Source organism: Sporosarcina sp. ACRSM (assembly GCF_022346545.1).
Classification (GTDB): Bacteria; Bacillota; Bacilli; order Bacillales_A; family Planococcaceae; genus Sporosarcina.
Window position 1 is genome coordinate 536,734 of record NZ_JAKRNU010000001.1, and the last position, 24,780, is coordinate 561,513.

20 protein-coding genes and 2 pseudogenes are annotated in these 24,780 nt (G+C 41.3%); 4 read left to right on the forward strand and 18 right to left on the reverse strand.

Annotated features, from left to right (window positions below; genetic code table 11):
• Positions 1-281 precede the first annotated feature (281 nt).
• Entirely contained in the window at positions 282-1,706 is a 1,425-nt protein-coding gene (locus MHZ95_RS02620) for a UDP-N-acetylmuramoyl-L-alanyl-D-glutamate--2,6-diaminopimelate ligase (protein WP_239388940.1), read from the reverse strand.
• Positions 1,707-1,816: 110 nt separating this feature from the next.
• Here MHZ95_RS02620 and MHZ95_RS02625 point away from each other — a divergent pair, with 110 nt between their 5' ends.
• Positions 1,817-2,548 carry an amino acid kinase family protein gene (locus MHZ95_RS02625; RefSeq protein WP_239388941.1) on the forward strand — a complete coding sequence of 244 codons (732 nt, stop codon included), beginning with the start codon at positions 1,817-1,819 and terminating at the stop codon, positions 2,546-2,548.
• A gap of 87 nt (positions 2,549-2,635) precedes the next feature.
• On the opposite strand, the gene MHZ95_RS02630 is transcribed toward MHZ95_RS02625, so the two are convergent.
• Positions 2,636-3,709, reverse strand: coding sequence for a CAP domain-containing protein (locus MHZ95_RS02630; protein ID WP_239388942.1), 1,074 nt, complete (start codon positions 3,707-3,709; stop codon positions 2,636-2,638).
• Positions 3,710-4,027: 318 nt separating this feature from the next.
• Here MHZ95_RS02630 and MHZ95_RS02635 point away from each other — a divergent pair, with 318 nt between their 5' ends.
• A complete protein-coding gene (locus MHZ95_RS02635; RefSeq protein WP_239388943.1) occupies positions 4,028-4,393 on the forward strand; it encodes a YugN family protein in 366 nt (121 codons plus the stop codon).
• 123 nt (positions 4,394-4,516) lie between these two features.
• The gene (gene ytvI / locus MHZ95_RS02640) at positions 4,517-5,575 is read left to right on the forward strand and encodes a sporulation integral membrane protein YtvI (protein ID WP_239388944.1); all 1,059 of its coding nucleotides are present in this window, start codon (positions 4,517-4,519) and stop codon (positions 5,573-5,575) included.
• A gap of 99 nt (positions 5,576-5,674) precedes the next feature.
• Here ytvI and cydC read toward each other — a convergent pair whose 3' ends face one another.
• From cydC to MHZ95_RS02690, 10 genes and pseudogenes are all read right to left on the reverse strand, one after another.
• Complete coding sequence (cydC, locus tag MHZ95_RS02645; protein ID WP_239388945.1) at positions 5,675-7,411, reverse strand: thiol reductant ABC exporter subunit CydC; 1,737 nt, start codon at positions 7,409-7,411, stop codon at positions 5,675-5,677.
• Entirely contained in the window at positions 7,408-9,129 is a 1,722-nt protein-coding gene (cydD, locus tag MHZ95_RS02650; protein WP_239389187.1) for a thiol reductant ABC exporter subunit CydD, read from the reverse strand. Before cydD ends, cydC begins: the two co-directional genes overlap by 4 nt.
• Positions 9,129-10,142 (reverse strand): cytochrome d ubiquinol oxidase subunit II, encoded by a 1,014-nt coding sequence (cydB, locus tag MHZ95_RS02655; RefSeq protein WP_239388946.1) that lies wholly within the window; start codon positions 10,140-10,142, stop codon positions 9,129-9,131. Before cydB ends, cydD begins: the two co-directional genes overlap by 1 nt.
• Positions 10,129-11,532 (reverse strand): cytochrome ubiquinol oxidase subunit I, encoded by a 1,404-nt coding sequence (locus MHZ95_RS02660; protein ID WP_239388947.1) that lies wholly within the window; start codon positions 11,530-11,532, stop codon positions 10,129-10,131. Before MHZ95_RS02660 ends, cydB begins: the two co-directional genes overlap by 14 nt.
• Positions 11,533-11,892: 360 nt before the next feature.
• Positions 11,893-12,342, reverse strand: a complete 450-nt coding sequence (locus MHZ95_RS02665) for a YfmQ family protein (RefSeq protein ID WP_239388948.1) — start codon at positions 12,340-12,342, stop codon at positions 11,893-11,895.
• A 196-nt stretch (positions 12,343-12,538) separates the two neighbouring features.
• Positions 12,539-13,249 carry an SDR family oxidoreductase gene (locus MHZ95_RS02670; RefSeq protein WP_239388949.1) on the reverse strand — a complete coding sequence of 237 codons (711 nt, stop codon included), beginning with the start codon at positions 13,247-13,249 and terminating at the stop codon, positions 12,539-12,541.
• 115 nt (positions 13,250-13,364) lie between these two features.
• Positions 13,365-14,465, reverse strand: a pseudogene (locus tag MHZ95_RS02675) (NADH-dependent flavin oxidoreductase).
• Positions 14,466-14,541: 76 nt separating this feature from the next.
• Complete coding sequence (locus MHZ95_RS02680) at positions 14,542-15,489, reverse strand: LLM class oxidoreductase (protein ID WP_239388950.1); 948 nt, start codon at positions 15,487-15,489, stop codon at positions 14,542-14,544.
• 193 nt (positions 15,490-15,682) lie between these two features.
• A complete protein-coding gene (locus MHZ95_RS02685; RefSeq protein ID WP_239388951.1) occupies positions 15,683-15,991 on the reverse strand; it encodes an ArsR/SmtB family transcription factor in 309 nt (102 codons plus the stop codon).
• A 197-nt stretch (positions 15,992-16,188) separates the two neighbouring features.
• Positions 16,189-16,823: pseudogene (locus MHZ95_RS02690) on the reverse strand (NAD(P)H-dependent flavin oxidoreductase); the annotation flags it as partial.
• A 261-nt stretch (positions 16,824-17,084) separates the two neighbouring features.
• Between MHZ95_RS02690 and serC the strand changes: the two are divergent.
• Positions 17,085-18,182 (forward strand): 3-phosphoserine/phosphohydroxythreonine transaminase, encoded by a 1,098-nt coding sequence (gene serC, locus MHZ95_RS02695; RefSeq protein ID WP_239388952.1) that lies wholly within the window; start codon positions 17,085-17,087, stop codon positions 18,180-18,182.
• Positions 18,183-18,727: 545 nt separating this feature from the next.
• Here the strand turns inward: serC and pdxR are convergent.
• From pdxR to MHZ95_RS02725, 6 genes are all read right to left on the reverse strand, one after another.
• A complete protein-coding gene (gene pdxR / locus MHZ95_RS02700) occupies positions 18,728-20,170 on the reverse strand; it encodes a MocR-like pyridoxine biosynthesis transcription factor PdxR (RefSeq protein WP_239388953.1) in 1,443 nt (480 codons plus the stop codon).
• Positions 20,171-20,338: 168 nt separating this feature from the next.
• A complete protein-coding gene (locus MHZ95_RS02705; RefSeq protein ID WP_239388954.1) occupies positions 20,339-20,800 on the reverse strand; it encodes a DUF420 domain-containing protein in 462 nt (153 codons plus the stop codon).
• Between the two features lie 30 nt (positions 20,801-20,830).
• Positions 20,831-21,766, reverse strand: a complete 936-nt coding sequence (gene ctaG, locus MHZ95_RS02710; protein WP_239388955.1) for a cytochrome c oxidase assembly factor CtaG — start codon at positions 21,764-21,766, stop codon at positions 20,831-20,833.
• A 142-nt stretch (positions 21,767-21,908) separates the two neighbouring features.
• The gene (locus tag MHZ95_RS02715; RefSeq protein WP_239388956.1) at positions 21,909-22,256 is read right to left on the reverse strand and encodes a cytochrome C oxidase subunit IV family protein; all 348 of its coding nucleotides are present in this window, start codon (positions 22,254-22,256) and stop codon (positions 21,909-21,911) included.
• A gap of 1 nt (position 22,257) precedes the next feature.
• Positions 22,258-22,884, reverse strand: a complete 627-nt coding sequence (locus tag MHZ95_RS02720) for a cytochrome (ubi)quinol oxidase subunit III (protein ID WP_239388957.1) — start codon at positions 22,882-22,884, stop codon at positions 22,258-22,260.
• Positions 22,884-24,758: a cytochrome c oxidase subunit I gene (locus MHZ95_RS02725; RefSeq protein WP_239388958.1), complete on the reverse strand. Its 1,875-nt coding sequence runs from the start codon at positions 24,756-24,758 to the stop codon at positions 22,884-22,886. Before MHZ95_RS02725 ends, MHZ95_RS02720 begins: the two co-directional genes overlap by 1 nt.
• Positions 24,759-24,780: the final 22 nt, after the last annotated feature.

Consider the following 24,780-nt stretch of genomic DNA (forward strand, 5'->3'; position numbering starts at 1 on the left):
GATAGGTGGGAGATCAACTGCCAATCGAACAGCGAAGGGTTCGATTTGCCGTATTTCTGCGCTCTTTGCAGAAATTAAGGCACTTACAGGACGCCGCGAACTTAAGTTGCCTTCCTTCAGCGGATAGTTTGGACATCCGTTAAAGGAAGATAAAAGCCCGATTAGTTCGGGCCAACACGATGTTGGTCACACAAGCGTTGTCACAGGACGTGACGCTTTTAGCTTGTATTCCCCTCAATCATTGGGGGATGGGGAAAACCCCCAATGATTAAAGTTTCACTTTATGATTGGGGAGAAGTTGTTTTTTCAAGTAATGCTTGAGCCGCTTCATCATAATCTGAAAACGGCAACAGCCCTTCTGAAGTATGCTGTGTTTTTTCATGCCCTTTCCCTGCAATCAGCACAATATCTCCCGGCGCAGCACTGAATATCGCTTTACGAATAGCATATTTACGGTCAAGCACTGCCTCAATCGCCGAACAATCCCCTCCAAACCCTTCCATAATATCCTGGATGATCGCTGCTGGATCTTCATTTCGCGGATTATCCGATGTGACGATGACACTGGACGAATACAGGACGGCAAGCTCACCCATCTCCGCCCGCTTCCCTTTATCGCGTTCTCCGCCACAGCCGAAAACCGTAATCAGCCGACCATAACATAAATGAGATAATGTATGGAGCACGGCATGGAGTGCGTCCGGGGTATGTGCATAGTCAATGTATACCGTTACACCATCACGCTCTACGCGTTGCAACCTTCCTTCTGGGAGTCGGAGCAATGCACAATAAGGCAAAACTTCTTCCAAACGATAACCCATGACCAAAAGCACACTGACGGCAGCCAATGCATTCATACGATTATAGTGACCCGGTATCATTAGTTGCGAATCCAGGATGGATAACTGGACATCTGCGGATAAATCTGTACCGAAGTAGACAATCGGCGCGGGACAATCTTTCGCCATTTCCATACATTCCAGATCATCCGAGTTGATCACCATCGTGTCCACCATCTGGAAAAGTTTCTTTTTTGCTTGGATGTAACAAGATTTTCCGCCGTGTTCTTCATAATGGTCAGTGCCGATATTCAGTAAGACACCAACATCTATTTCACACGCATCCAATCGGTGAGAAGAGAGACCGAGCGACGAAGCTTCTAGGATCACATGTGTAACGGCTTGTTGTTCACATGCTTTCAATAAAGGGTGAAGATATTCGGCAGGTAGTGTGGTCATCTGCGGGAGTTCAACATCTGTTCTTACACCATCGATAAACAATCCCGTCGTACCAATGACGGCTGTGCGCTCTCCAAGATGGCTAAGCAATTGCCCGATAAAATGTGTGACAGTCGTTTTTCCGTTTGTGCCGGTCACTGCAATTACTTGCAATCGGCTCGCCGGATTCCCTGCAAGCCGCGCACTTGCATGAGCGATAAAGCGCCGGCAATCCGGAACAGTGATGACAGGGATCTCAGCAGGCATTTCTTTACTATATAAGCTTTCGATAACGATCGCTACAGCTCCTCGTTCAAGTGCTTCATCAATATATAAAGCACCATCATTCCGAGACCCTTTCCTCGCAACAAAGATAAAACCTTTTTTTACCCGTGTCGAGTTTTCCGTAATACCCGTGACTGCTACTCGAAATTCCCCACCACTGACCGTACATGGCCAGTCTTTTATAAGCTCCGTTAAATTCAGCACCACTCTCCCCTTCCCGAACATTTTCTGTGAAATCGAATATATTGAGAGCGAACATACTTTATCGTATGACGAAATTCCAATGAACGTCACGAAGAAAGTTGGGAATCAATATGATCATCCAAAAATTCGGTGGAATTGCGATGCAGGACAAAGAAATAAGAAGTAAGTGCATCAGTCATATAAAGGATGGACTGGATGAGTTTGGAACCGTGGTGATTGTCGTCTCTGCTATCGGACGTTTCGGAGATCCTTATGCTACGGATACGCTTCTACAAATCACAGATGCTTTTTCATCTTCCACAGCGGCAAGCGATCTTGCTGCGTCTTGCGGTGAACTGATTGCAGCTGCTGTCCTGTCAGCTGAACTAGCCGAGGAAGGTGTTCCAAACGCCGTTCTGCACGGTGTCCAGTCCGGAATAAAAACAGCCGGGGAATTTGGTGACGGCACCATTAGCCATATCGACCCTTCTTCCATTCTAAAAAAGCTGGAACAAACTAATTGCATCATCATTCCTGGCTTTCAGGGGATCAATGCAGATGGGCAAGTTTTGACCCTTGGAAGAGGGGGGAGCGATTTAACTGCTGTTGCACTTGCGGGAGCCCTCAAGGCTTCACATGTTGAATTTTTCAAAGATGTACCAGGTGTCATGTCGGACGACCCACGGAAGGTAGCCGATCCACAGAAACTAGATTTCCTTAAACTGGAAGACTTTCTTCCTCTTCTGGATTGCGAACGGCCAATCATTCAAAAGCGCGCTGCACTTCATGCCATAAAAACAGCGACACCCCTTTATATAAGAGGTGTCGCCAGCACTGAAACAGGGACTTGGATAAAACCTTGAAGGATTTCCTGAGTTATAGCATATCTCTCAAAAAAGAGTGTTGACAAAGTGAAAAGCTTTGTCAACACTCTAGAGCGGCAATGTTCTTCATTGTCGTTTTTTTTCGTCCGTATGCATCCGTATAAAATCTTGCGTGTAATATTTGCCAAAAGCTCCTGTCCCTAAATGGGTGAAATCCTTATCCAGTAAAACACTTCTATGTGCAGAAGAGTTCAGCCACCCATGGACGGCTTCAATGGCATCCACATAATTGGATGCTATATTTTCCCCTGCTTTACGATGATCGATTCCGACCTCTTTCAGCCTTTCAGCTAAGCTCGCAAGAACGGATGGCTCGTCGGTTTCGTGATTTTCAAGCGCCATGTCTTCACTATGTTTGCGTGCCACTTCGCTTAACTTGTAATCCCCTTGCACGGTAGGGACTCCGTGCTTTTCCCGATAAATATTCGTGAGATCAAAAATTTGCCGTTCCATCGCTCGATCTACTTCCACTTGCATATTTGATGCCGATCGAGTGGGTTCCACAATTTCACCCATATAAGACATATCATACGGCTGATGCAGAACGAGCGTAATTGGATCGATAAAACGAATAGCCTCCAGCTTTCCATCTTCTACATCGGTATAGAGCTGAGCGTATACATTTTCATATTCAATCAGAGGCCGGCTTTTGACATCCTCACTATTCAACGAGAATGTATAGACATTTCCCCCATTTTCAATCGAAATTTCAGATTCAATGATCGTAGTCCGATAAATTTCTTCCACGTCTTGACCTATTTCAAAAGGGGCTACATCGGAAGTGTCACTCGCGGTATAGATCTGATTTACTTTTCCATCTTTTACGCCGACCATCATTTGAGATTCCGTTTGATAAATCCACCATTCATATCCATACTCCGAAGGTTCAACCCGATCCGGGTCCCCTTTCTGTTCCAATAACTGTTTCGAGCTCTCTCCAACGAAAATAGACAATCCTGAAGTTGGCCGTTCCCTTTGTGGATGAGTCGTTTCTCCCCCATTTTCAGGTACTTGGATGGCAGAACCCTGTTTCACAGGAGATTCCAACGGCTCATTTTCTTTCACACGGTCATCCATTAAATAGAATAGAATCAGGACAATTATCAGAAGCGGTATAATTCTCCAAATAACTTTCATCATCCGCCCTGCCTTCATATAATAATTTGTTTATGTACTATGTATAATCTTACCTTAAAGAATTGTTCACTTTCATTATACTTCAACTAACCATTTAAAATGTTAAATTTTCATTTCAAATCCACTCCTTTTTATTTTCATCCAAAAAATGTTTTCACATAGAAGGCACTTCCTCTAGATCGTGAAGGTCGGGATTCTCATGCACCATGCTTTCCACTCCTATTCATTGACACAATGTTGCCATTGCAACTACTGGAGATTTGTTCTATTATAAATAAGTATAGGCAATTGGGTGAACGATATATAAGGAGGACTTGAACTATGTATATTGAAGATACAGGCATTGAAAATATTGTTGCCGACTTATCCGTACTTGATGAACTCATGCACAAAAACGACCTGATCCGTGCAGGTCAATGGGACTATGAACGCGTAACATATGATAAGAAATATGTAATTAAAGAAGGTACATACTATTTACGGGTGTTCGGGTATACGACAGACGGAGATGTGGATACACGTGACGCGATCATCAATCTTAAAAAACCTGTACTCGGCAAGCACTACTATCCACATGGCGTTGAATATGGCGAAGACGAACATTTTCCTGAAAGCCTTGTCAAAGACTGTGTAGCGACATTAAAAGCAGTTAATACAGCACTCATTCCTTATAACTTTAAAAAATAATCTTTATCGTACGGCCGGGGAACCTCAGATTCTTCGGCTTTTTTGTAATTCCGCCTATCCTTCCTCATCATTCTCCTACTTTTTGGTTATAATTGGAGGAGTAATCTTTTGGAGGAATGTTTGTTGGCGAAATGGCTTACTAAACGTAATTTTATCATCAGTTTCTGTATTCTCATCGCAATCTTCGTCGCCATCTTCATCATCCCAGTTTCAATTCCAATCATTTTGGCGCTTCTTACCGCATTCATTATCGATCCGTTCGTCAAATGGGCCGAAAGAAAATTTAAGTGGAGCCGCAAAGTATCCGTCATTTCCGTTTTCATTTTCGTTCTGGTCATTATTGCGTCGATCCTTTACTATACCGTCACGCAGTTAATCGGGAAGATTATAAAATTCTCAAAAGATGCGCCTGACTATTTCAACTCACTGTCCGGCGTTTGGATTGACGGGCAAAGTAAATTGCTGCAATATACATCCGGAATGCCCGACGAAGTCGTCAAAGCCATTCAGAAAGAATTTAAAAATGGATTTGAGTCCATTCAAACGTCCATCCTCAATTTACTCAGTTACGAGAAGTTGATGACCATCATGACTGAAATCCCAAATTTCCTTGTCAGCTTGACCTTTTACATTATCGCTCTTTTTTTATTTATGCTGCAGTTACCCGAACTGAAAATCAGGCTCTTTAGACACTTAACCACTTCCACAGCGGAAAAAGCAAGATTTATGATTACGAAATTGAATGCCGTCATTTTCGGTTTTCTGAAAGCGCAACTATTTGTGAGTCTGATCATTCTAGCTGTCACGTTTGTCGGACTGCTTTTCATCGCGCCCAAATATGCCATTTACATGTCCCTTCTCATTTGGATCATCGATCTGCTTCCCATTTTAGGCGGGATCATCATCCTGATCCCTTGGGCGTTGTATCAATTCGTCAGCGGTGATATCGGAACAGGGACGAAATTGATCATTTTAGCTGTCATTCTTGTCATCATCCGGAACACGATCGAACCGAAAGTGATGGGCTCGCAAATCGGTCTGTCCCCACTTGCGACGTTAATTTCAATGTTTATCGGTTTGAAATTGATGGGCTTCCTCGGCCTGTTCGTCGGACCATTTGTCATCATCCTTTTCACAACCGCACGAGAAGCAGGAATGATTAAAATGAACTTTCGGATTTAGGTCCTGATGTAGGTTGGCTAGTGGTATGGGACTGTTTTTATCTGTAAAAAAGGAGCGCGGACTAAACCGATACGTTTTAGTCCGCGCTCTTTTATTCATCTATTCATCAACCAAACCCCGATCCAGCCTATATAATTGTTGATAACGCTGATTCGTATTCATTAACTGCTCGTGGGTGCCTTGCATGGCAATTCGTCCTTGATCTAAAAACAAGATTTGTTCCATTTGCTCGATGCCGATTAAATGATGCGTAATCCAAATAACCGTTTTATCCTGCAAACTTGTCAAAATGGTCTCGATCAACTCAGACTCCACTACCGGGTCTAAGCCAATGGTCGGTTCGTCCAAGATGACAATGGGTGTGTCTTTCAATAAAATTCTCGCCAACGCAATCCGTTGTCTTTCCCCGCCCGAGAACCGCTGTCCGGTTTCCTCCATCTGCGTTTGTAAGCCATTCGGAAGCGAATCCATATAGTAATCCAATTTCACTTGTTTCATGACGTTTTCGATCTCTTCTATTGTCGCTTGCTGATTGCCTAAACGAATATTATTTTCAACCGTTGTCGCGAATAAATATGGTTTTTGATTTAAAACGCCAACCAGGTCGTAAATCTGATCGCCATATTCGATCGGCGAATGGTCATTTATGAAGATTCCGCCGGAAGTGGGCTGGATGGCTCCTTGCAATAATTGAATCAAGGTCGATTTTCCAGCACCACTCTTTCCAAGCAAAGCTAGTTTTTGACCATATGGAATCGATAAGGATAGTTTGTGAAGCGCATCCGCTTGCTCGCCTTCATAGCGATAAGATATGTTATCGATTGAAATATCAGCTTTTTTGAACGCTTGTACATTTCCTTTACTTTCTCCCTTATCCTGAACAAACTGCTGAATAGTTTTGATTCGTTGCAGCGATTCTCCATAAGCCGGTATTCGTTCAATTGCATGAGAAAGCGGAATGAGTCCTTCTAAAATCGGCAATGTTACTAACGTAAAGGCGGCGATATATGCGGGTATTATTTCCCCATGTTGTGCTGCATTCCCCGCCCAAATGCCAACCATCACTAAAATCACACCTGAGATGATTTGCAGTTGAAACCCTCGGGATTGATTCCAATAGGCTAGCTTATTTTCCATTCTATGACTTGTTCTGCTATCCTTCATGAAACCTGTAATGAAATGATCTTTTCTTCCGCTAATCATCCAATCGCTAATGCCGAATACAGCATCTGTTAACGTCCGATACAGCTGTCCACGCTTCTTTTTCGCATCACGCTGATGCTTCTTTAATGTATATAAAGAAAACAATGGATAAACGAAAACGATTATACTTAGACAAAATGCCATCCAAATCGCAAATAGCCAATCGAAGAGCGCTAGCATCGTTATCGCGTAAACGAATAAACAAAGACCGACGGCAGTTGGAAAAATCGTACGAATATAGACATCTTGTAAATGTTCAATGTCATCTGCTAGTGTACCGAGTAAATCTCCGGTTTGAAAGCGCTGGCGGATCAATAAGGCTTGCGGTTCAAGCATGCCGTATAATTTAACACGCATTTCCGATAAGATTTTCAAAACCGCATTATGGCCGGCTATACGCTCCAAGTAATGACTGACGGCACGAGATAATCCAAATGTGCGAACTAACACGATAGGTATATATAAAAGTAAAATGGTCTCCGGCATTTCGGATGCTCTAGAGATCAGATAGCCTGAAACGAATGTCAACATTGCACCCGATAGGACGGCTAGTACACCTAAGAGGATGGTCGCCAGCATAGCTTTCTTATATTTTTTAAGATACGGTGCGATATACGTCTGAAATAACGTCATCCTCTCACCCCCTTCCTATGCGCCTGCATCAACTTGCCATATGCACCTGATTTCCTTAAGAGCTGTTCATGCGTACCCATTTCAACAATTTGACCGTCCTCCACCACAAAAATAAGATCCATATTTTTCATCCAGTGCAAACGGTGGGTAGCAAAAAACACTAATTTATTTTCCAGCATCGGCAACATCGTCTCTTTAATCTCATGTTCCGTTTCAATATCCAAATGGGCTGTAGGCTCATCGAATAAAAGAATCGAGCGGTTTTGCAATAACGACCGTGCTAATGCAATCCGTTGCTCTTCCCCGCCGCTCAAAATCCGACCAGCTTGCCCAATTTTTTCATCATAACCATTCGGGAAACTTTGGATCAATTCATTCAGGCCGGCCATATTGGCTGCACGCTCAACCTCTTCACGCGTTGCATTCGGTTCATAAAAACGGATGTTTTCAGCGATTGTCCCCGAAAAAATCGTAGGGTGCTGTGGAATATACGTCAACTGGTCTTGCCAGTTCGGTACAGATAAGTGATTGAAATCGACGCCATCAATTGAAATCATTCCCGTCGACGGCTGTGTAAACCCAGATAATAAATCAATCAATGTGGATTTCCCTGCACCTGAAGTCCCGACAATCCCGATCTTTTGATAGCCTGCGACCGTAAAATTGATCGTTTGTAAAATATCCCACTCTTCCTCGGATTTTTTTCCTATTCCTCGGAAGATTAACCGACTATTTTCTGTCCATGTCGGAGCAGATGGCAGACTCTTTTGATCGACTGTTTTTTCAACTAGCAAGCCGCGAATTTGTTGACCCGCTTCTTTCCCATCCATCGTTGCGTGGTAATCATTACCAAGCTCGCGGATAGGCGAAAAATATTCCGGCGCTAAGATGAGGATTGCCAAGGCGACTTCAAGACCGATATGCCCGCCGATCAGCCTTACCCCCAGTTCAACTGCAATAATCGCAATCGATATACTGGTGAAGAAATCCAATGCAAAAGTAGATAAAAAAGCGACGCGTAACGTCCGGTTCGTGGCAATCCGGTATTTATCGCTTACAACTTCAATCGCTTTTTGATGTGATTTACTGCGTCCTAAATATTTCAACGTAACAAGCCCGCGCAGCGAATCAACAAAATGGCGCGATAATAGTTTATACGTATCCATTTGGGCATCCATTTGTTTTTGGGCTGCATAGCCGAGCAAGATCAAAAAGACAACCAGAATCGGCAAGACGATCGCCAATATGATGCCCGAAAGTCGATCTACTGTGAAAATGTATAGGACCAACACAAACGGTATAATCCCCATCGCCATAAAGCGAGGAATAAATAATTCCAAGTACGTTTTAAATTGAGGAATCCCCTCTAATACAAGGGTGATGAGATTACCCGACCCATGCTTACCGATACTTCTCGGTCCAAGGTCAAATACTTTTTGTACAAGCATTTGCTGCAACGAAAGCGCAGTGCGATCCGCAAATCGATAAGCGACTCGCTCTTTCCCCCACTGCAAAAAATGACGCAAAATATGCGCCACAAGAAAGATCAAAAACGAGGGGAGGACTGCCGACAAAGCAGCCCCTTGAAACATACGAGTAATCGCTTTTGATAAATACAATGCTTGAAAGATAATTACAACCGCTTGACCGAGCGTTAACAGGCCAATCAGCGCCATTACAGATTTACTACCTTTGTAGTGAAATAAATGTTTGTCCATCAATAGTCCAAATGCTCCTTTTTAGACACCCGTTTACGGAAAACATAATACGTCCAAAATGTATAACCCAGAACAACTGGAAGCATTGTTGCCGCCACGATGGTCATGACACGAAGTGAATAACTCCCCGATGCTGCATCATAAATCAATATATTTTGAGCAGCTCCTAACGAACTAATCATCACATTCGGGAACAATCCGATAAAAAAGGAAGCTGTAATGAGTATGAGAATAATCCCTGTAATTGTAAAACTAAATCCTTCTTTCCTATTGCGTAATTGAAGGAATAGAACGCCATACAAAATTCCGGCAAGAATGTACATCGGAATTAAAATCGACCCTTTTGTAGAAAACACTTCTGTATGAACAGTTGTCAATATCGTAAACAAAAGAGTCATCATACCGGTCATCACATACCATTTCAGTGCTTCTTTCCGAGCCCGTTCGCGTAGTTCCCCAGTTGTCTTCAATGAAATAAAGGTCAAGCCATGCAAATAGGATAATGCGACAAAAGTAAGTCCACCAACCACTGTATAGACATTCACAATATCCAAGAACCCCGCATACATATTCATGTCCGCATCAATCGGTAAACCATGAATTAGTCCTGTAAATAGCATGCCCAGTAAAAATGGCGGTAGAATGCTGCCGAGAAAAATCGACCAATCCCATGTTTTGACCCATCGCTCAGATTCGACTTTCTCCCTAAATTCAAAGGCAACCCCTCTTGCGATTAACGCAAGTAATAGAACACTAACCAACATATAATAACCGCTCAACAAAGTTGCATACCAATGGGGGAACGCTGCAAACATAGCCCCTAAAGCTGTCACAAGCCATACTTCATTCGCCGCCCAAGTCGGACCGATCGTCTGATTGAGCATCCGCCTATCCAGATCATTTTTAGCGAGAAATCTTGTGCTCATGCCTACGCCAAAGTCAAATCCCTGCAGAAACATAAATCCAACAAAGAGGACGCCTATCAATAAAAACCAAAGCTCACTTAGCTGCATGTGGTATCTCTCCTGTCTCAAAAGGATCCGAAGTTGAAACATCCTCTTTTACTTTTTCATGTGGCCCTTGTTTAATGACCCTTACAAACAAGAACACCATAATTGCACCGAGGATAAAATAGATCGTCGAGAAAGTGATTAATGAAAATAACACCTTCCCTGCTGATACGTTTGGCGAAACTGCATCCGCCGTCTTCATTAAACCATTGACAACCCATGGCTGCCGTCCAATTTCAGACATAATCCAACCAAATGAGTTTCCTATAAATGGTAAAAATATAGCAGGGACCATCAGTTTTAAGTATGCTGAACTTTCCTCAAGCTTTTTCCTATACGATAAAAACAACCCGATGGCGCTTAATAAGATCAGTAAACCGCCAGTTCCAGCCATAATCCGGAAACTCCAAAAAGTAGTTTTGACAGGCGGAATATAGCTGCCATCTCCAAATTTCAACACGTATTTCTCCTGCAATGTGTTCATGCCTTCAACTTTACCTTCAAACTTTCCATACGCTAAGTAACTTAATAAATAAGGAATATCGATACGATTTGTACTCGTTTTATTTTCTACATCTATATTCGTGACGACTGTCCACGCCGCCGGATCTCCACTGTCTTCCCATAACCCTTCAGCAGCCGCCATTTTCATCGGCTGGGCATGCATTAAATAGGTTGCCTGAGAGTGTCCTGTGAAAGCAAGCCCAAATCCTGAGATGAAGCCGACCAACAGTGCGATATTTATTGAACGCTTAAAGAGATCAACATCTCGCTTTCTGTAAATGTACCAAGCGCTCACACCGATAATGAAAAAAGCTCCTGTCGCAAAACTTCCAAAAACAGTATGTGGAAAAGCGACCCATAGCTTCTCATTTGTCAGTACAGCGAGGAAATCATTCATTTCTGCACGTCCGTTTTGTAAGACATAACCAACAGGATTATGCATGAACGAGTTGGCAGCCATAATCCAGAACGCAGACAGCATCGTTCCGATTGAAACAAGCCAAATACAAGCTAAGTGAACTTTTTCAGGTAATTTATTCCGACCGAAAACCCATAAGCCAATAAATGTGGATTCCAAAAAGAATGCAAGCAATGCCTCAAACGCTAATGGAGCCCCGAAGATATCACCGACGAATCGGGAATAAGTCGACCAGTTCATACCAAACTGAAACTCCTGAAAAATTCCAGTTACAACACCGATTGCAAAATTGATGAGAAAGAAGATACTCCAGAACTTTGTCATCTTTAAATAGACTTCCTGTTTTTTAAAGACATACATCGTCTGCATAATCGCAATCAGTAACGCAAGCCCAATGGATAAGGGAACAAAAATAAAGTGGAACAATGTTGTTGAAGCAAATTGAATCCTTGCAAGTAGTAATGCATCCATACAGGTCATACCTCCATTTTTCCTTTCTTTTTTCATTATAACCTGAGAGGAAAAAATGTTTGTGAACAATTGAACAAAACTCCGTTACGAAATTAGTAACTCTGTATTATGACATTTTTATTACTGTTATAACTACTTCACAAACTTCTCATATATACAATTTATAACAATACTTATTATTGATATTACATCTGTTTCATCAATAAATAATCACTTTATAATACAACTAAAAAAGCCCCTCGACCGTTTTCGTAGTCGAGGGGCTAAATTCTTTGTTATCAATCACTTGTTAATATTTAATAATTACTCTCACACATTATATATTTTTTTATCAAAATTGAATACTTAAGAAGATGTTTATCAAGCCTTTTCATTTATATTATTCAAAGTGGAAAAACTTTGTAAATACTCAGATCTAATGCTAAAAGAAGCAACATTTTTCTTCCACTGCTTGACGACATCAACGTGATCATCGTAACTATAAAGAAAAAAATTCATTTCTTTTTTTCTTCTTTTTACTTTGATGACAAATGGAATAACAGTAGTCTCTGGATGGAGAAACAATCCTTCATTCCCCGGGAATATGTGGTTTCTTTCTAAAAATTGAGCTTCGTTAAAATAGTTATTAAATCTATTTTTTTCTTCTTCCTCTAAGTGTATTCCGTTAAATGTTACACTAATATCTTTCGGATCAAGTTTTGGATGAAGTGCAAATTTACTTAAAACCCATCCTACAAGTGCACTTGTAGGACTCGATAGAAATATTAAAATTGTTCCGATTACTATAATAGCAATTGTCAGCCATGTCATTTCGTCTAAACTCCTTAATTAATAATTTACCTGTACGTACTTGTTTTCTCTCATAAGAAAAATATGATCAACATCTATTTTAATGAATTGATAAGTTTTGTAACCATCCACTTAAACAATTTCTTCCTCATCCACTTTTAAAAAAGAACTCCAAAAAGTCAGTCAAAACTTACTTTCTGGAGCTCCTGCTATTTACTTACACTGGACGAACTGTAATTTCATTGACATTCACATAGTCAGGTTGGGTAACAGCATAGACAACAGCCTTTGCAATATCCGCTGCCTCAAGCATTTTACGATCATTCCAAGTGCGATTGCTGTTCAAGTTTGTATCTACCATTCCAGGCGAAATATTTGTTATCCTTACACCTGTTCTAGCAAGTTCCTTTTCCAACCCCATGGAAATGGCCCGCACAGCATATTTTGTAGCACTATAGACGGTACTTGTTTTTGAAACCTCATGACCAGCAACAGAAGCAATATTGATAATATGACCGGTTGAACGGCTCAACATGGATGGCAACACAGCATGAATGCCGTAAAGTACACCTTTTATATTCACATCGATCATCTGCTCCCAATCCTCCACCTGCCCAGATCGGATGGAAGCGGTTCGCATTTGTCCAGCATTATTGACAAAAATATCTACATTTCCTAATTCTGCTTGTGCCTTTTCCACAAGCTGATTAACGTCACTTTGAACGGACAGATCCGCTTGAATAGCAACTATTTTTACCTTGCCATTTGCGATCTCTGTAATTTCATTTTTTACTTCGTCTAATTTTTCCAGCCTGCGGGCGGCCAAGACAACATTTGCTCCCTCCATAGCTAATTCCTTAGCAATAGCAGCCCCAATTCCACTGCTGGCACCCGTAACAATCGCTGTTTTTCCTTGTAGCCTGTTCATGACAATCTCCCCCTTCTAATTCTTTCCATCATGATAACATGATTTCACGAAAAACATACGTCAAGCAAACTCCAACAAAATTTATCAATTACGCTAAAATGATCACTCTTACCGTTTAGCGTAATCGTTCAGGCATCATAAAACTAAGGAAGTCCACAATACCATTCCCTACCATGAGTTCTTCTCTATCTTGATCAGCTAGAACTGTTCTGATGGTGTCTTCTTTCCCCTCAAGCACTTTACTAGTCCAATGAGGATCTATGATGAGAGAACGTCCTACTGCTACTAATTCAGCATTCGTTAACGTATCCTCTGCATCTTGTTTGGTACGGACATCTCCAACGCCAATTAATGGGACACGACCATTAATTTTCTCATGTACATATTGGAGGATTGATTTTTCTTTATACTCCTCAGATACAGATACTTTCTTAAAGTCACCTAATGAGATATGCAGATAATCCAACTTTTTATCAGCTAATTTATCAACCAAGTAAAGCGTGTCTGGCATTTTAATACCAGGTTCTTCATATTCTTCTGGAGAAAAACGGTAACCGACAATAAAATCTCGAACTTCTGAATTGTCAACGACAGCAGTCACTGCATCAACTAATTGGTTAATGAAAGTAAATCGTTTCTCTAAGCTTCCACCCCATTGGTCTTCACGACGGTTGGAGTGTGGAGAAAAGAATTGTTGAATTAAATAGGTATTTGCTCCATGAATTTCTACCCCATCAAAACCAGCTTCAATAGCACGTGCAGTTGCTTTTTTAAAATCTTCGATTAAAACGAGAATTTCCTCTTCAGTCAATGCTCTTGGAACTTCCGCATTCGGACGTTCTGCAGCAATGGCGCTTGGAGAAACAGGCTGTAAACCTCGTCATATTGTTGAATCCGTCATTCTTCCGGCATGGAAAAGTTGTAAAATCGCTTTTGTTCCATTTCGTTTGATCGTCGATGCCAATCGGCTAAGGCTAGGAATAAACTGATCAGATGCAACACTCAGTTCACCTTCCCATCCTTTTCCACCATCTTGAACATTTGCTGCCGCCGTGATAACTGCACCTACTTCGCCCGTTCTTAACGAATAGTAATTCAATTCATCTTGTGTGACTACGCCGTCATAAAAACTCATTTTTGTTGTCATTGGTGCCATCACTACTCGATTTTTCAATGTCAATCCTCTACTAAAAGTTAATGTTTTATCCAGACTCATTATTTTTTCCAACTTTCATTTATATATTTTTGTTATTGTACAGGATAGAAGAAGTATGCATTCTATTCCTTGATGTTTATGTTAATGCCGGAAAATGTGGGACTACTTCTTCCGCTAATTCTTGGATGACCTCTTCTACAGGACGATGGCTAAATTTATTGTTTAAATACACATGGTTCACACCGGCTTCTTGTAATGCATGTAGAAATTCCATTAAGAATTTATGCCCACTTCTGAACCCTAAGTGAATAGGGGTTGGCCCTTCATCAGGATTCTCCGTCAAATCAATATGGAGCGATTGGGCAAAAGGTTTAAAGCCATCCGTTAATGAACGATAAGCGCTAATGAGGCTTGCTTGTTGCGCTGGGTTACGTGGATAACCAAATAATCCATCACTATTTTCTGCAATCCATTCCAATGTTTGTCCGGAGAATCCTGTTACAAATACTGGGATATCACCTAAAACTGGCTTTGGTAGAAGATCGGTTCCACCAGTCAAACTTACCCTACACGTCTGAATCGTTGGGAATGATTTTGCCCAAACTTCCTTCATCACATAAAATGCTTCCCGATAGTATTCAGCCCTTTTTTCTCGGTCAATATGATAAGCATCAAATTCAATCGGACGATCTCCCGTCGCGAGACCGAATAAAAGTCTTTCCCCTGAGATTTTATCCAAGGAAGCCGCTGATTGAGCAAGATTTAATGGATGTTGAAATGACGTGATGACACTTGCTGTTCCTAAAGCAATTTTCTTTGTATGCGCCGCTAGATGGCTCAGGTATATCCACGGATCATACATTTGTCCTACATCCCCGAATGAGGGATCATTTAATGGGATATCTCGGACCATTAACGAAGTAAAATTAGCCTCTTCGGCAATTTTCGCGAGTTTTATTTGTTGTTCCAAATTCATTTCAGGAACGTTGCCTTGGTAGGCTTCCAGTGGAACAGCCAAGCCTAAAGTAAGTTTATTTTCTTGAAATGTTCTCGCATATCCATTATGTTTTTCAAATTTGTTCATGTTATTTATCTCCCTTTTCAACTTCTAGGGTGTTTCCAACAGAAATCATAGAACCACACTCAATGAATCAACGTATCACGAATTAACGATTTGTTGCAGCAAAAAAAAGATTCCACATATCAACATATTCGAATATCTCAATATGTTGATTTATAGGAAAGTGAATTGCTTGTAGCAATCCACTTGTAAGCCTTTAAAGTTCTTTCGCAATGTAATTGCTTAATTCCTTAATCACTTCTTCGTTACGCTTATAATAGGTCCACTTTCCCTTGCGTGTCGCTTTGAGTAGCCCAGCCCGATGTAACATAGAAAGATATTGGGAAGCCGTTGATTGTGTTACATTTAGCTTTTGATGCAGCTGTGATACACATACACCCTCTTTCTCTAAACTAGCCCCTTCAGCTTCAGGGGAAGTAAAATACTTTTCAGGCTCTTTTAACCACTCCAGAATCCGCAACCGTTTTTCATTAGACAATGCTTTAAGAATTTCTATGATATCCATGCAGTCATCATATCATTAATTCCCGATATATCAATTTAATATTACTTTCTTTTATCCCTCTAATCTATTATGTATTATCAGGTCGAACCTCTGCTTTGAAAAGTGGAATAGCTATTCCGGCGATTCGGGAGGAGGCTCGTCACAATTCCTACCTGTAGTCACTGTATCAAATCATACCCAAGTGAAGGGAGTGCCTACTTATATACCGCGCCCGCTTGAATGCACTCCTGTATAATGATAAAGCGTGAACCTCAATTCCTTCTACCCCACATGCAAGAGCTGCTAATAACCCGCGTTCGTCGCCAATCCTTCCACTTGCGATTACGGGAATCGATATAGAATCCCTAACAAGAGGAATGAGTGCCATTGTCTTCATATTGTTACGGTCTAAACCTACCCTGACTCTCTGCCCAACCGCCATCACAGCATCCGCACCGAGTGCTTCGGCTTTTTGCGCTTGCCTAACGCCTGATACAAGAACGAGGGTCCGAATATTTTCTCCTTTTAATTGTTCAAAAACCGGCTGCGGATTTGTGCCAGTTATCGTGATGACCGGTACCTTCTCCTCTATAGCAACCTCAAGCAACTCCGTATATTTTTCATTATCTCTTATAAAAGCAAAGTTTACGCTAAATGGCTTATCAGTTAGTGCAACTACTTTGCGAATTTCCTCCTGAAGTTTTTCTGGTGTGCGTAACGTTGCCGCAGTAATTTGTCCAAGTCCACCTGCATTCGAAACCGAAGCCGCCAGTTTAGCATTTGCATAGCAGGAAAATCCTCCCTGTACAATCGGATACTTAATCCTGAAGATTTCCGTTACTCTCGTTTTCATAGCTTCGTTTCCTCCTTCTTAGTAGTCCTATTTTAATCGCTTAGAAAAAAGTGTCATCAGTTCATCTGTACTATTTGGAATGATGCACTGTTCTCCTATCAGTTTATAGAAACAATAATAATAATTGACCATCCAATTGAAGGTGATTTCAACCATCCACTTTAAATAGATGAAATTCATAAAAATAACACACCTAAATTTATCCCCATAAGGTATAATCCTATGTATAACTAAAAATTCATAATTTATGGAGTGAGAAATTTGACGCAAACGATTCAACCTGTTTACAACTTTAACGCGGGTCCTTCAGCACTTCCTGCAGCCGTTCTTGAAAAAGCGCAAAAGGAACTGATCAATTTCCGTGGAACTGGCATGTCCGTCATGGAGCTGAGCCATCGTAGCAAACCGTATGAAGAAGTACATAATCAAGCGATTGAACGCCTAAAAAAGCTATATTCAATTCCTGAAAATTACGAAGTCCTCTTCATACAAGGAGGGGCAAGCCTTCAATTTTCCATGGTTCCGATAAATTTTTTACAAACCGGAAAAAAAGCGGGTTATGTTATGACAGGTGTTTGGTCGGAAAAAGCATTTGCCGAAGCTGAACGACTTGGCGATGCTTACCAAGTCGCTAGCACAGAAACGGATAAGCACAACCGCATTCCCAATCTAAATGAGTTGAATTACAACGAGGATGATGCTTATCTTCACATCACAACGAATAACACCATTTACGGTACACAGTGGAAGGACTACCCCGATACAGGAAATGTCCCGCTAATTGCGGATATGTCCAGTGATATCATGTCCAAGCCGATTGACGTGAGCAAGTTTGCCCTTATTTACGCGGGTACCCAAAAGAATCTGGGACCTTCTGGCGTAACGGTCGTCATTATTCGCAAAGACTTGCTGGAAAAAGCGAACCCCGACAATCCGACGATCCTTAAGTACGCAACACATGCTAAAAACAACTCGCTGTATCATACGCCTCCGACTTTCGGAATCTATATGCTCGGTGAAGTACTTGGCTGGATCGAAGAATGTGGCGGCTTAGAAGCCGTTACACAACGAAATGAGGAAAAAGCGAAACTGATCTATGATGTGATCGACAACAGCGATGGTTTCTACCGAGGCCATGCAGAGTTGGAAAGCCGTTCTCTTATGAACATTACATTCCGTCTAGCTGATGAGGCATTGGAGAAAAAGTTCTTAGCAGAAGCGAAAGATGCCGGCTTTGTCGGTTTGAATGGTCACCGTTCCGTTGGCGGATGCCGGGCATCTGCGTATAATGCCGTCCCGGTCGAAGCGTGCAAAGCACTAAGTGAATTCATGATTCAATTCCAACAAAACAATCATTAATAGAAAAAATAGAGAAAGGGGCTGTCCAGAAAGTCAGTAAAAATTGACTTTCCGTGACGGCCCCTTTTTTAATTCAATTCACGCAAGACTATTGGGCACTCGACGACAAGATACTCGCTACATAAAAGTGGTTGGTTTAAATAATCCTTAATTGGATGGTTCTCGAAAATATTTTTTATTATAAAATTAAAACGTATAGAATAAAAAAATTATTTCTAAAAAGGAGAAAGGCATGAAGGTAGCCCTTATAGTTTTAACCATTTTCGTATTCATTATTTTAGCTATCGGACTAATTTTGACCATTTCCGCAGCTAATTCTATGAATAAAAATTACAGGAGTGGAGAGAGTTTTTCTAAACTGCTATGGATTTATGTTTTATCAATCCCATTTATTGTTATAGTGACTCTTATAGCTATATTTATATTTGTGTAACAACGGAGGACGGTTCGGGACTAAAACAAAAAGATACAAAAACTGATGGAGAAAAACGTGTCATCCTTCTCCATCGGTTTTATTTTAAGGACTTATCAGACATCCCCTTTCTCTATTTTGATTGTTTACATACTTTCAATGCTTCAGCAAACCTTGAAATCCCTTCCCGTATACGTTCCGGTTCTTCTCTTCCGAACGTAAATCGCACATAGCCTTTGTCTGTTCCATACACACTTCCAGGTATGAATGAAACACCTCTCTTCATCGCTTCTTTAAGAAGTTGGTTTTCATCCACTTCAGTTTTCAGTTTGCACCATATATGGATACCACCCTCAGGAGGGATACATTCGATTTCTTCCGGTAAAAAATCCTTTAAACACGAGACAATTTCATCGCGTCTTTCTTTCAATGCTTGCCTTAGCATAGAAATATGCACATCAAAATAAGGATCCTTCAAAAACGCATTGGCTACCCATTGTGGAAAGATACTGTGGCCAAAATCGATTTGCTGCTTAGCGTCCGCTACCCGATCAATCACTTGAGGTGGGCCTATGATCCAACCGATCCGCAATCCGGATGCTACGATTTTCGATAAGGAACTAATATAAAGAACTGTGCCATTTGCGTCCATTGATTTCAATGTAGAGATCCTTTTTCCTTCAAAAGAGGTTAGAGAATAAGGATCATCTTCCACAATCGGGATACCGAACTCAGATGAAATGTCCAATATTTTTTTCCGACGTTCAGCATGCAAAGTAAGACCTGTCGGGTTTTGATAATCCGGATTCAAAAAGACCATACGGATTCGATGTTTTTTATATAAATCGACAATATCATCAGGATTGACACCATGCTGATCAACTGATAAATGATAAATTTTCAAACCCGCCGATTGGAATAGTGGCAATGAATAAAAATAAGATGGTTTTTCAATCGCAATCGCATCCCCAGGCTTCAATAAACACTGCACAATAAGATGCAAGGCTTGCTGCGCGCCCGATGTAATGAGAATCGATGAGGAAGAGGTATCGATATGACGGTACGTGCTTACATGTGCTGAAATAGTTTCACGAAGGGATGCATTTCCTTTCGGATGATCATAACCGAGTGACTCTAAAAATGGCTGGTCTGTGAATATCGAACGGAATTGTTCACTCGGCCACAATGTTGGTGATAATTCACCACTGGATAAGTTAATAACATTGTTTTTTCTACTTTCGGATTGAATCTGTTGAACAAATGGCAAGTTAGGTAAAAAAGAACCGTCTTCCACATAACGCCCCCAGTTCGGGATGCGCTTGTGGGACACTCCCCAAATATCCGTACTGATGCGCGTTCCGCTTCCCTTTATACGTTCAACGATACCATGCGATTGGAGCTCGTCATAAGCGGCTACGATTGTACTCCTGTTAACCTCTAATTCTTTGGCGAGAATGCGCTCAGATGGCAGAAAGCTTTCCGAAGAAAACTCCCCAGTTGAAATTCCTTGTTCTATAAAATCCGCAATTTGCTTATAGATAGGTTTCTTAGATGCTCGATCGATTTTCCAATCCATCTAACTCCTCCTCTCGTTGTTCGACTTTACAACTTAGACAGTCGTTGTTCGACTTTACAACTTAGACAGTCATTGTTCCACTTTATCAAAAAACCTGGGAAGCAATAATACTTCACCAGGCTTTTACGATACGATATTGAGCTTTTCTTTTTTAGTGACACAATTCATTTAAAAACCAAGAATCGCCTTGAACATGGATGTCACTTCTCCACTTTCATAAAAAATGTACAGAAATAAATAAACAAAAACGCCTGTAATGGCTGTAAAGAACCAAATGACACTTGTTAACGGACCAAGCTTTCGATGTCTTTTCAAGTTATTTTTCAAGCCCGCAGAAATCGTCACAACACCAAGTATCGCTCCTGTTGTCGCAAGGCATATATGGAAAATAAGGAAGATCGTATAGTAGATTTTCAAATTTTCTGGACCGCCAAACGCTGTATTCCCAATAAAAACGGTTCTGGATAGATAGATGATCAAAAACAGAAGCGCAGATATCGCAGCAGCTAGCATTACATTTTTATGCGCTTCGATTTTCTTCTTTCGGATCAGGGTCCAGCCAACCGCAACCAATACAGCAGAAAGAACAATCAAAAACGTACTAATTGTAGGTAGCAATGGTACATTCATGCATTTTTCCCCTTATCTTTCAAATTCCCTTTATCGATTTGGTTGATTATACATCGTTAATCTTTGACGTTCGAGAAGCGCTTTTTCTGTTATTTCATCTGCGTTATCTCGTTCGTTTTTATACCAAGTGATAAAAAATTTACCTAGGAATACCATATAAATGATCTCTTGCATAATTTTCATAATGATGCCGCCCAATTGCTGATCATAGATTGTCGACATATTCGAAAACATTTCAGGTCCTGAAATCCCTAAACCGGCAAGCCCTGAAAGCATTCCCGCCGGAACACATAGTGCCATCGCTTGTAGCCAAGCTTCTCCACTCGCATATGTCAAATACATCGGATTCGGATTAAAAATAATAAGTGCACATGCAGGTGTAATTAAGATCGTACTTAATATCATAAGACCAATTTTCAACAAACTGTGCATCTTTTTCTGGTTCGGCATCTTGTTAACAAGTGCCCACCAAAAGAAAACAGCCGCTAAGAAAAGGGTGATCGTAAAAACTGAATGATAGATCAAGTTTAACTTTATTTCATCCAAAACGAGCGGATAATGATACAACGAAAACAAAAGCGCAAAAACAATAATACTTAAAATCGGTTTTGTAAGAACCCTAAAGATTCCTCCAATGATTTTAGCATCCAATACTTTTTGCCACATCCAGTTCGGTATCCCCATAATGAGTAATGGCGCTATCACAAACAGCAGGACCGCCATCTGGATCATATGAACATAAAACAAAATATGCCCCAGTAAATCAACAGGAGAGCCTTTCACAATGTATAGCAAAACAATAGCTATCGAAAAATAGCTGATTTCTTTACGCGTAACAGGAACTGCCCCTTCAATACGGTCACGCCATTTTACAGTAAGTAAAAAATATAAAACCACAAGAAGAACCAGTGTCAGAAAAAACCAAGGACTCCATAGCGCTCGGAATCCAAATATACTTAAAGGCATATGTCCTAATCGCTCCTTCACTATCGTCTGATCTTATTATAAGTCGATTGTTGACCGAACACAATGAACGAACTATGACAAACGGTCTCTTATTGAAAAAACCTGTAAAAGTCAAATGACTTCTACAGGTTTTTTGATTTATTTACCACCAAACGATTGTAATATATCCGAGGAGCATCGCAAATGCAAGCAACACACCGATAAACATAAACAATGCTGCTACGTTATGACCTTTTTCATTCATATGCATGAAATAATACAATTGTAGAGCAACTTGCACTGCAGCAAATAGTAATATTACAGGAATGGTAAAGTAACTAGAGAATCCTAGTGTTTCATGTTGGTAAGCAGTGACGATCGAAAATGAAATCAACGTTAGGAAAATCATTAGCGAAAACATCATTACTTGACCGCGCATCGACTTTCTTGCACGTCGATGTGATAACGCTAGCTCATGGGCTGATTTTTTGTAAACTTCAATGTCCGCCATCTTAACCTATCACTCCCATCAAGTAAACTACAGTGAAGATGAATACCCAAATTACGTCAATGAAGTGCCAGTAAAGCGAGAACGTATAATACTTGGTCGCATTATACAAGTTCAAGCCACGCTTCGCATTACGGAAGATGAGAAGCGTAATCCACACAAGACCCACTGCAACGTGGAAACCATGTGTTCCGACAAGCGTATAGAACGCAGAACTGAACGCACTATTACTGTATGTGAAACCAAGCTGAACATAATGCGTAAATTCATACACTTCAAGTGCAAGGAAGCCAAGTCCTAGAAATGCAGTGATTGCAAGCCAAAGTTGCATCTTTTTGAAATTGTAGTTCTTCAAATGATACATCGCATAAACACTCGTCAGTGACGATGTCAGAAGAAGCATTGTCATGACGAAGACAAGCGGCAATTCATAAAGACTTTGTGTAGAAAATTCGAGTCCGCTTGGCCCTTTGTTTTTCAGCGCGAGATAGCCTCCGAATAATGTTGCAAAGAGAATGATCTCACCAGCAAGGAAGATCCAGAAACCGACAAATTTATTTTTCGCCTCGAGTGTAGCTTGCTCCGGATGATCCGGCCATGTTTCAGGGGTGAATTTCTTATTCAAATCCATCAGTTAGACCCCCCTTTACTTTTCAAATCCCGAAGAACTTCTTCTTTCTTCACATAGTAACCAAGGTCATCTTTCACTGAGCGTAGACTCATTGCAATAAATGAAAGTAGAAGACCGAGGATAAGAACCGTTAGACCCCAAGTCGTTTCTGCACGGTACATCGCACCAAAACCAGCAATGAACAAACCTAATGACATGAAGAATGGAATGATTGAACCGTTCGGCATATGGATATCCACAACAGGTTCTGATGGTGTAAATCCTGATTTATTCCCTTCCATTTTTTCAATCCACACAGTGTCAAGTCCACGTACAAGTGGTGTCTGTGTAAAGTTATAAAATGGTGGTGGTGATGGAACTGCCCACTCAAGTGTGCGGCCATCTTCCCAAGGGTCATTCGTAACCCGTACATTTTTAGCTGTTGTTATAATGATATTAATGACTAGAACCGTAAATCCGACCGCCATCATAAGCGCTCCGATTGTACTGATATAGTTCGCCGCATTCCAGCCTTGTCCGTCCATATATGTCCAAACACGACGTGGCATTCCCCAGAATCCTAACCAGTGCTGGATCAGGAATGTTAAATGGAAACCGATAAAGAAGAAGAAGAACGTCACTTTACCAAGTTTTTCACTCAACATCGTACCGAACATTTTTGGCCACCAATAATGTAGAGCAGCAAAGATTGCCAATACAACCCCACCGACGATAACGTAGTGGAAGTGAGCTACGATAAAGTATGAGTCATGCAATTGGTAGTCAAGCGGTGCAGCACCTTGCATGACTCCCGTAACTCCACCCATTACGAATGACGGGATGAAGCCTAGTGCATAAAGCATCGGTGTTGTCACTTTGATGCTTCCGCCCCAAATCGTCAGCAACCAGTTAAAGATCTTAACTCCGGTCGGAACAGCAATCGCCATCGTCGCTACTGCGAAAATCGCATTCGCTGTCGGACCAAGACCAACCGTAAACATATGGTGAGCCCATACCATGAAACCTAAGAAACCGATCAAGACGGTAGCGAATACCATCGCTGAATAACCGAAGAGACGTTTACGTGCGAAAACCGAGAAAATCTCCGAGAAAATACCGAACGCCGGTAAAATAAGAATATATACTTCAGGGTGACCCATAATCCAGAAAATATGCTCCCAGATAATTGTGTTTCCACCCATCGTATGATCGAAGAAGTTTGCACCGAACATACGGTCGAATGTTAACATGAATAACCCGATTGTAAATGGTGGGAACGCAAACAGGATCAAAGCGGACGCTACAAACGTCGTCCATGTAAACATTGGCATACGCATGTATGTCATACCTGGTGCGCGCATGTTAATGATCGTAACAAGGAAGTTGATCCCCGCAATCAGCGTACCTCCACCGGCGATTTGAAGTCCGATCGCATAGAAGTCCATACCGTGTCCTTCCGATGCAATCGCCAGTGATGTATAAGAAGTCCATCCTGAATCAGGCACATGGCCGAAAAACCATGACAAGTTCAGGAAGATACCTCCAAAGATGAACATCCATAAACCTAACGAGTTAAGGAATGGGAACGCAACATCGCGTGCCCCGATCTGTAAAGGCATAATATAGTTCATGAAACCGAACAATATAGGCATGGCTGCTAGGAAAATCATCGTCGTTCCGTGCATCGTAATGAGCTCGTTAAAAAGCCCTGCACTGACTAGATCGTTATTTGGCGTAAGAAGCTGTAGACGAATGAGCATTGCTTCAATCCCACCAAGGATGAAAAAGAACAAGCCGCCCAGAAGGTACATAATTCCAACCTTCTTATGGTCGACGGATGTCATCCAGTCATACACCGTTGCACCAAAACCTCTTTTTTGAGCAACTGAACTCAATTTGTTTACCTCCTCTTCGAAA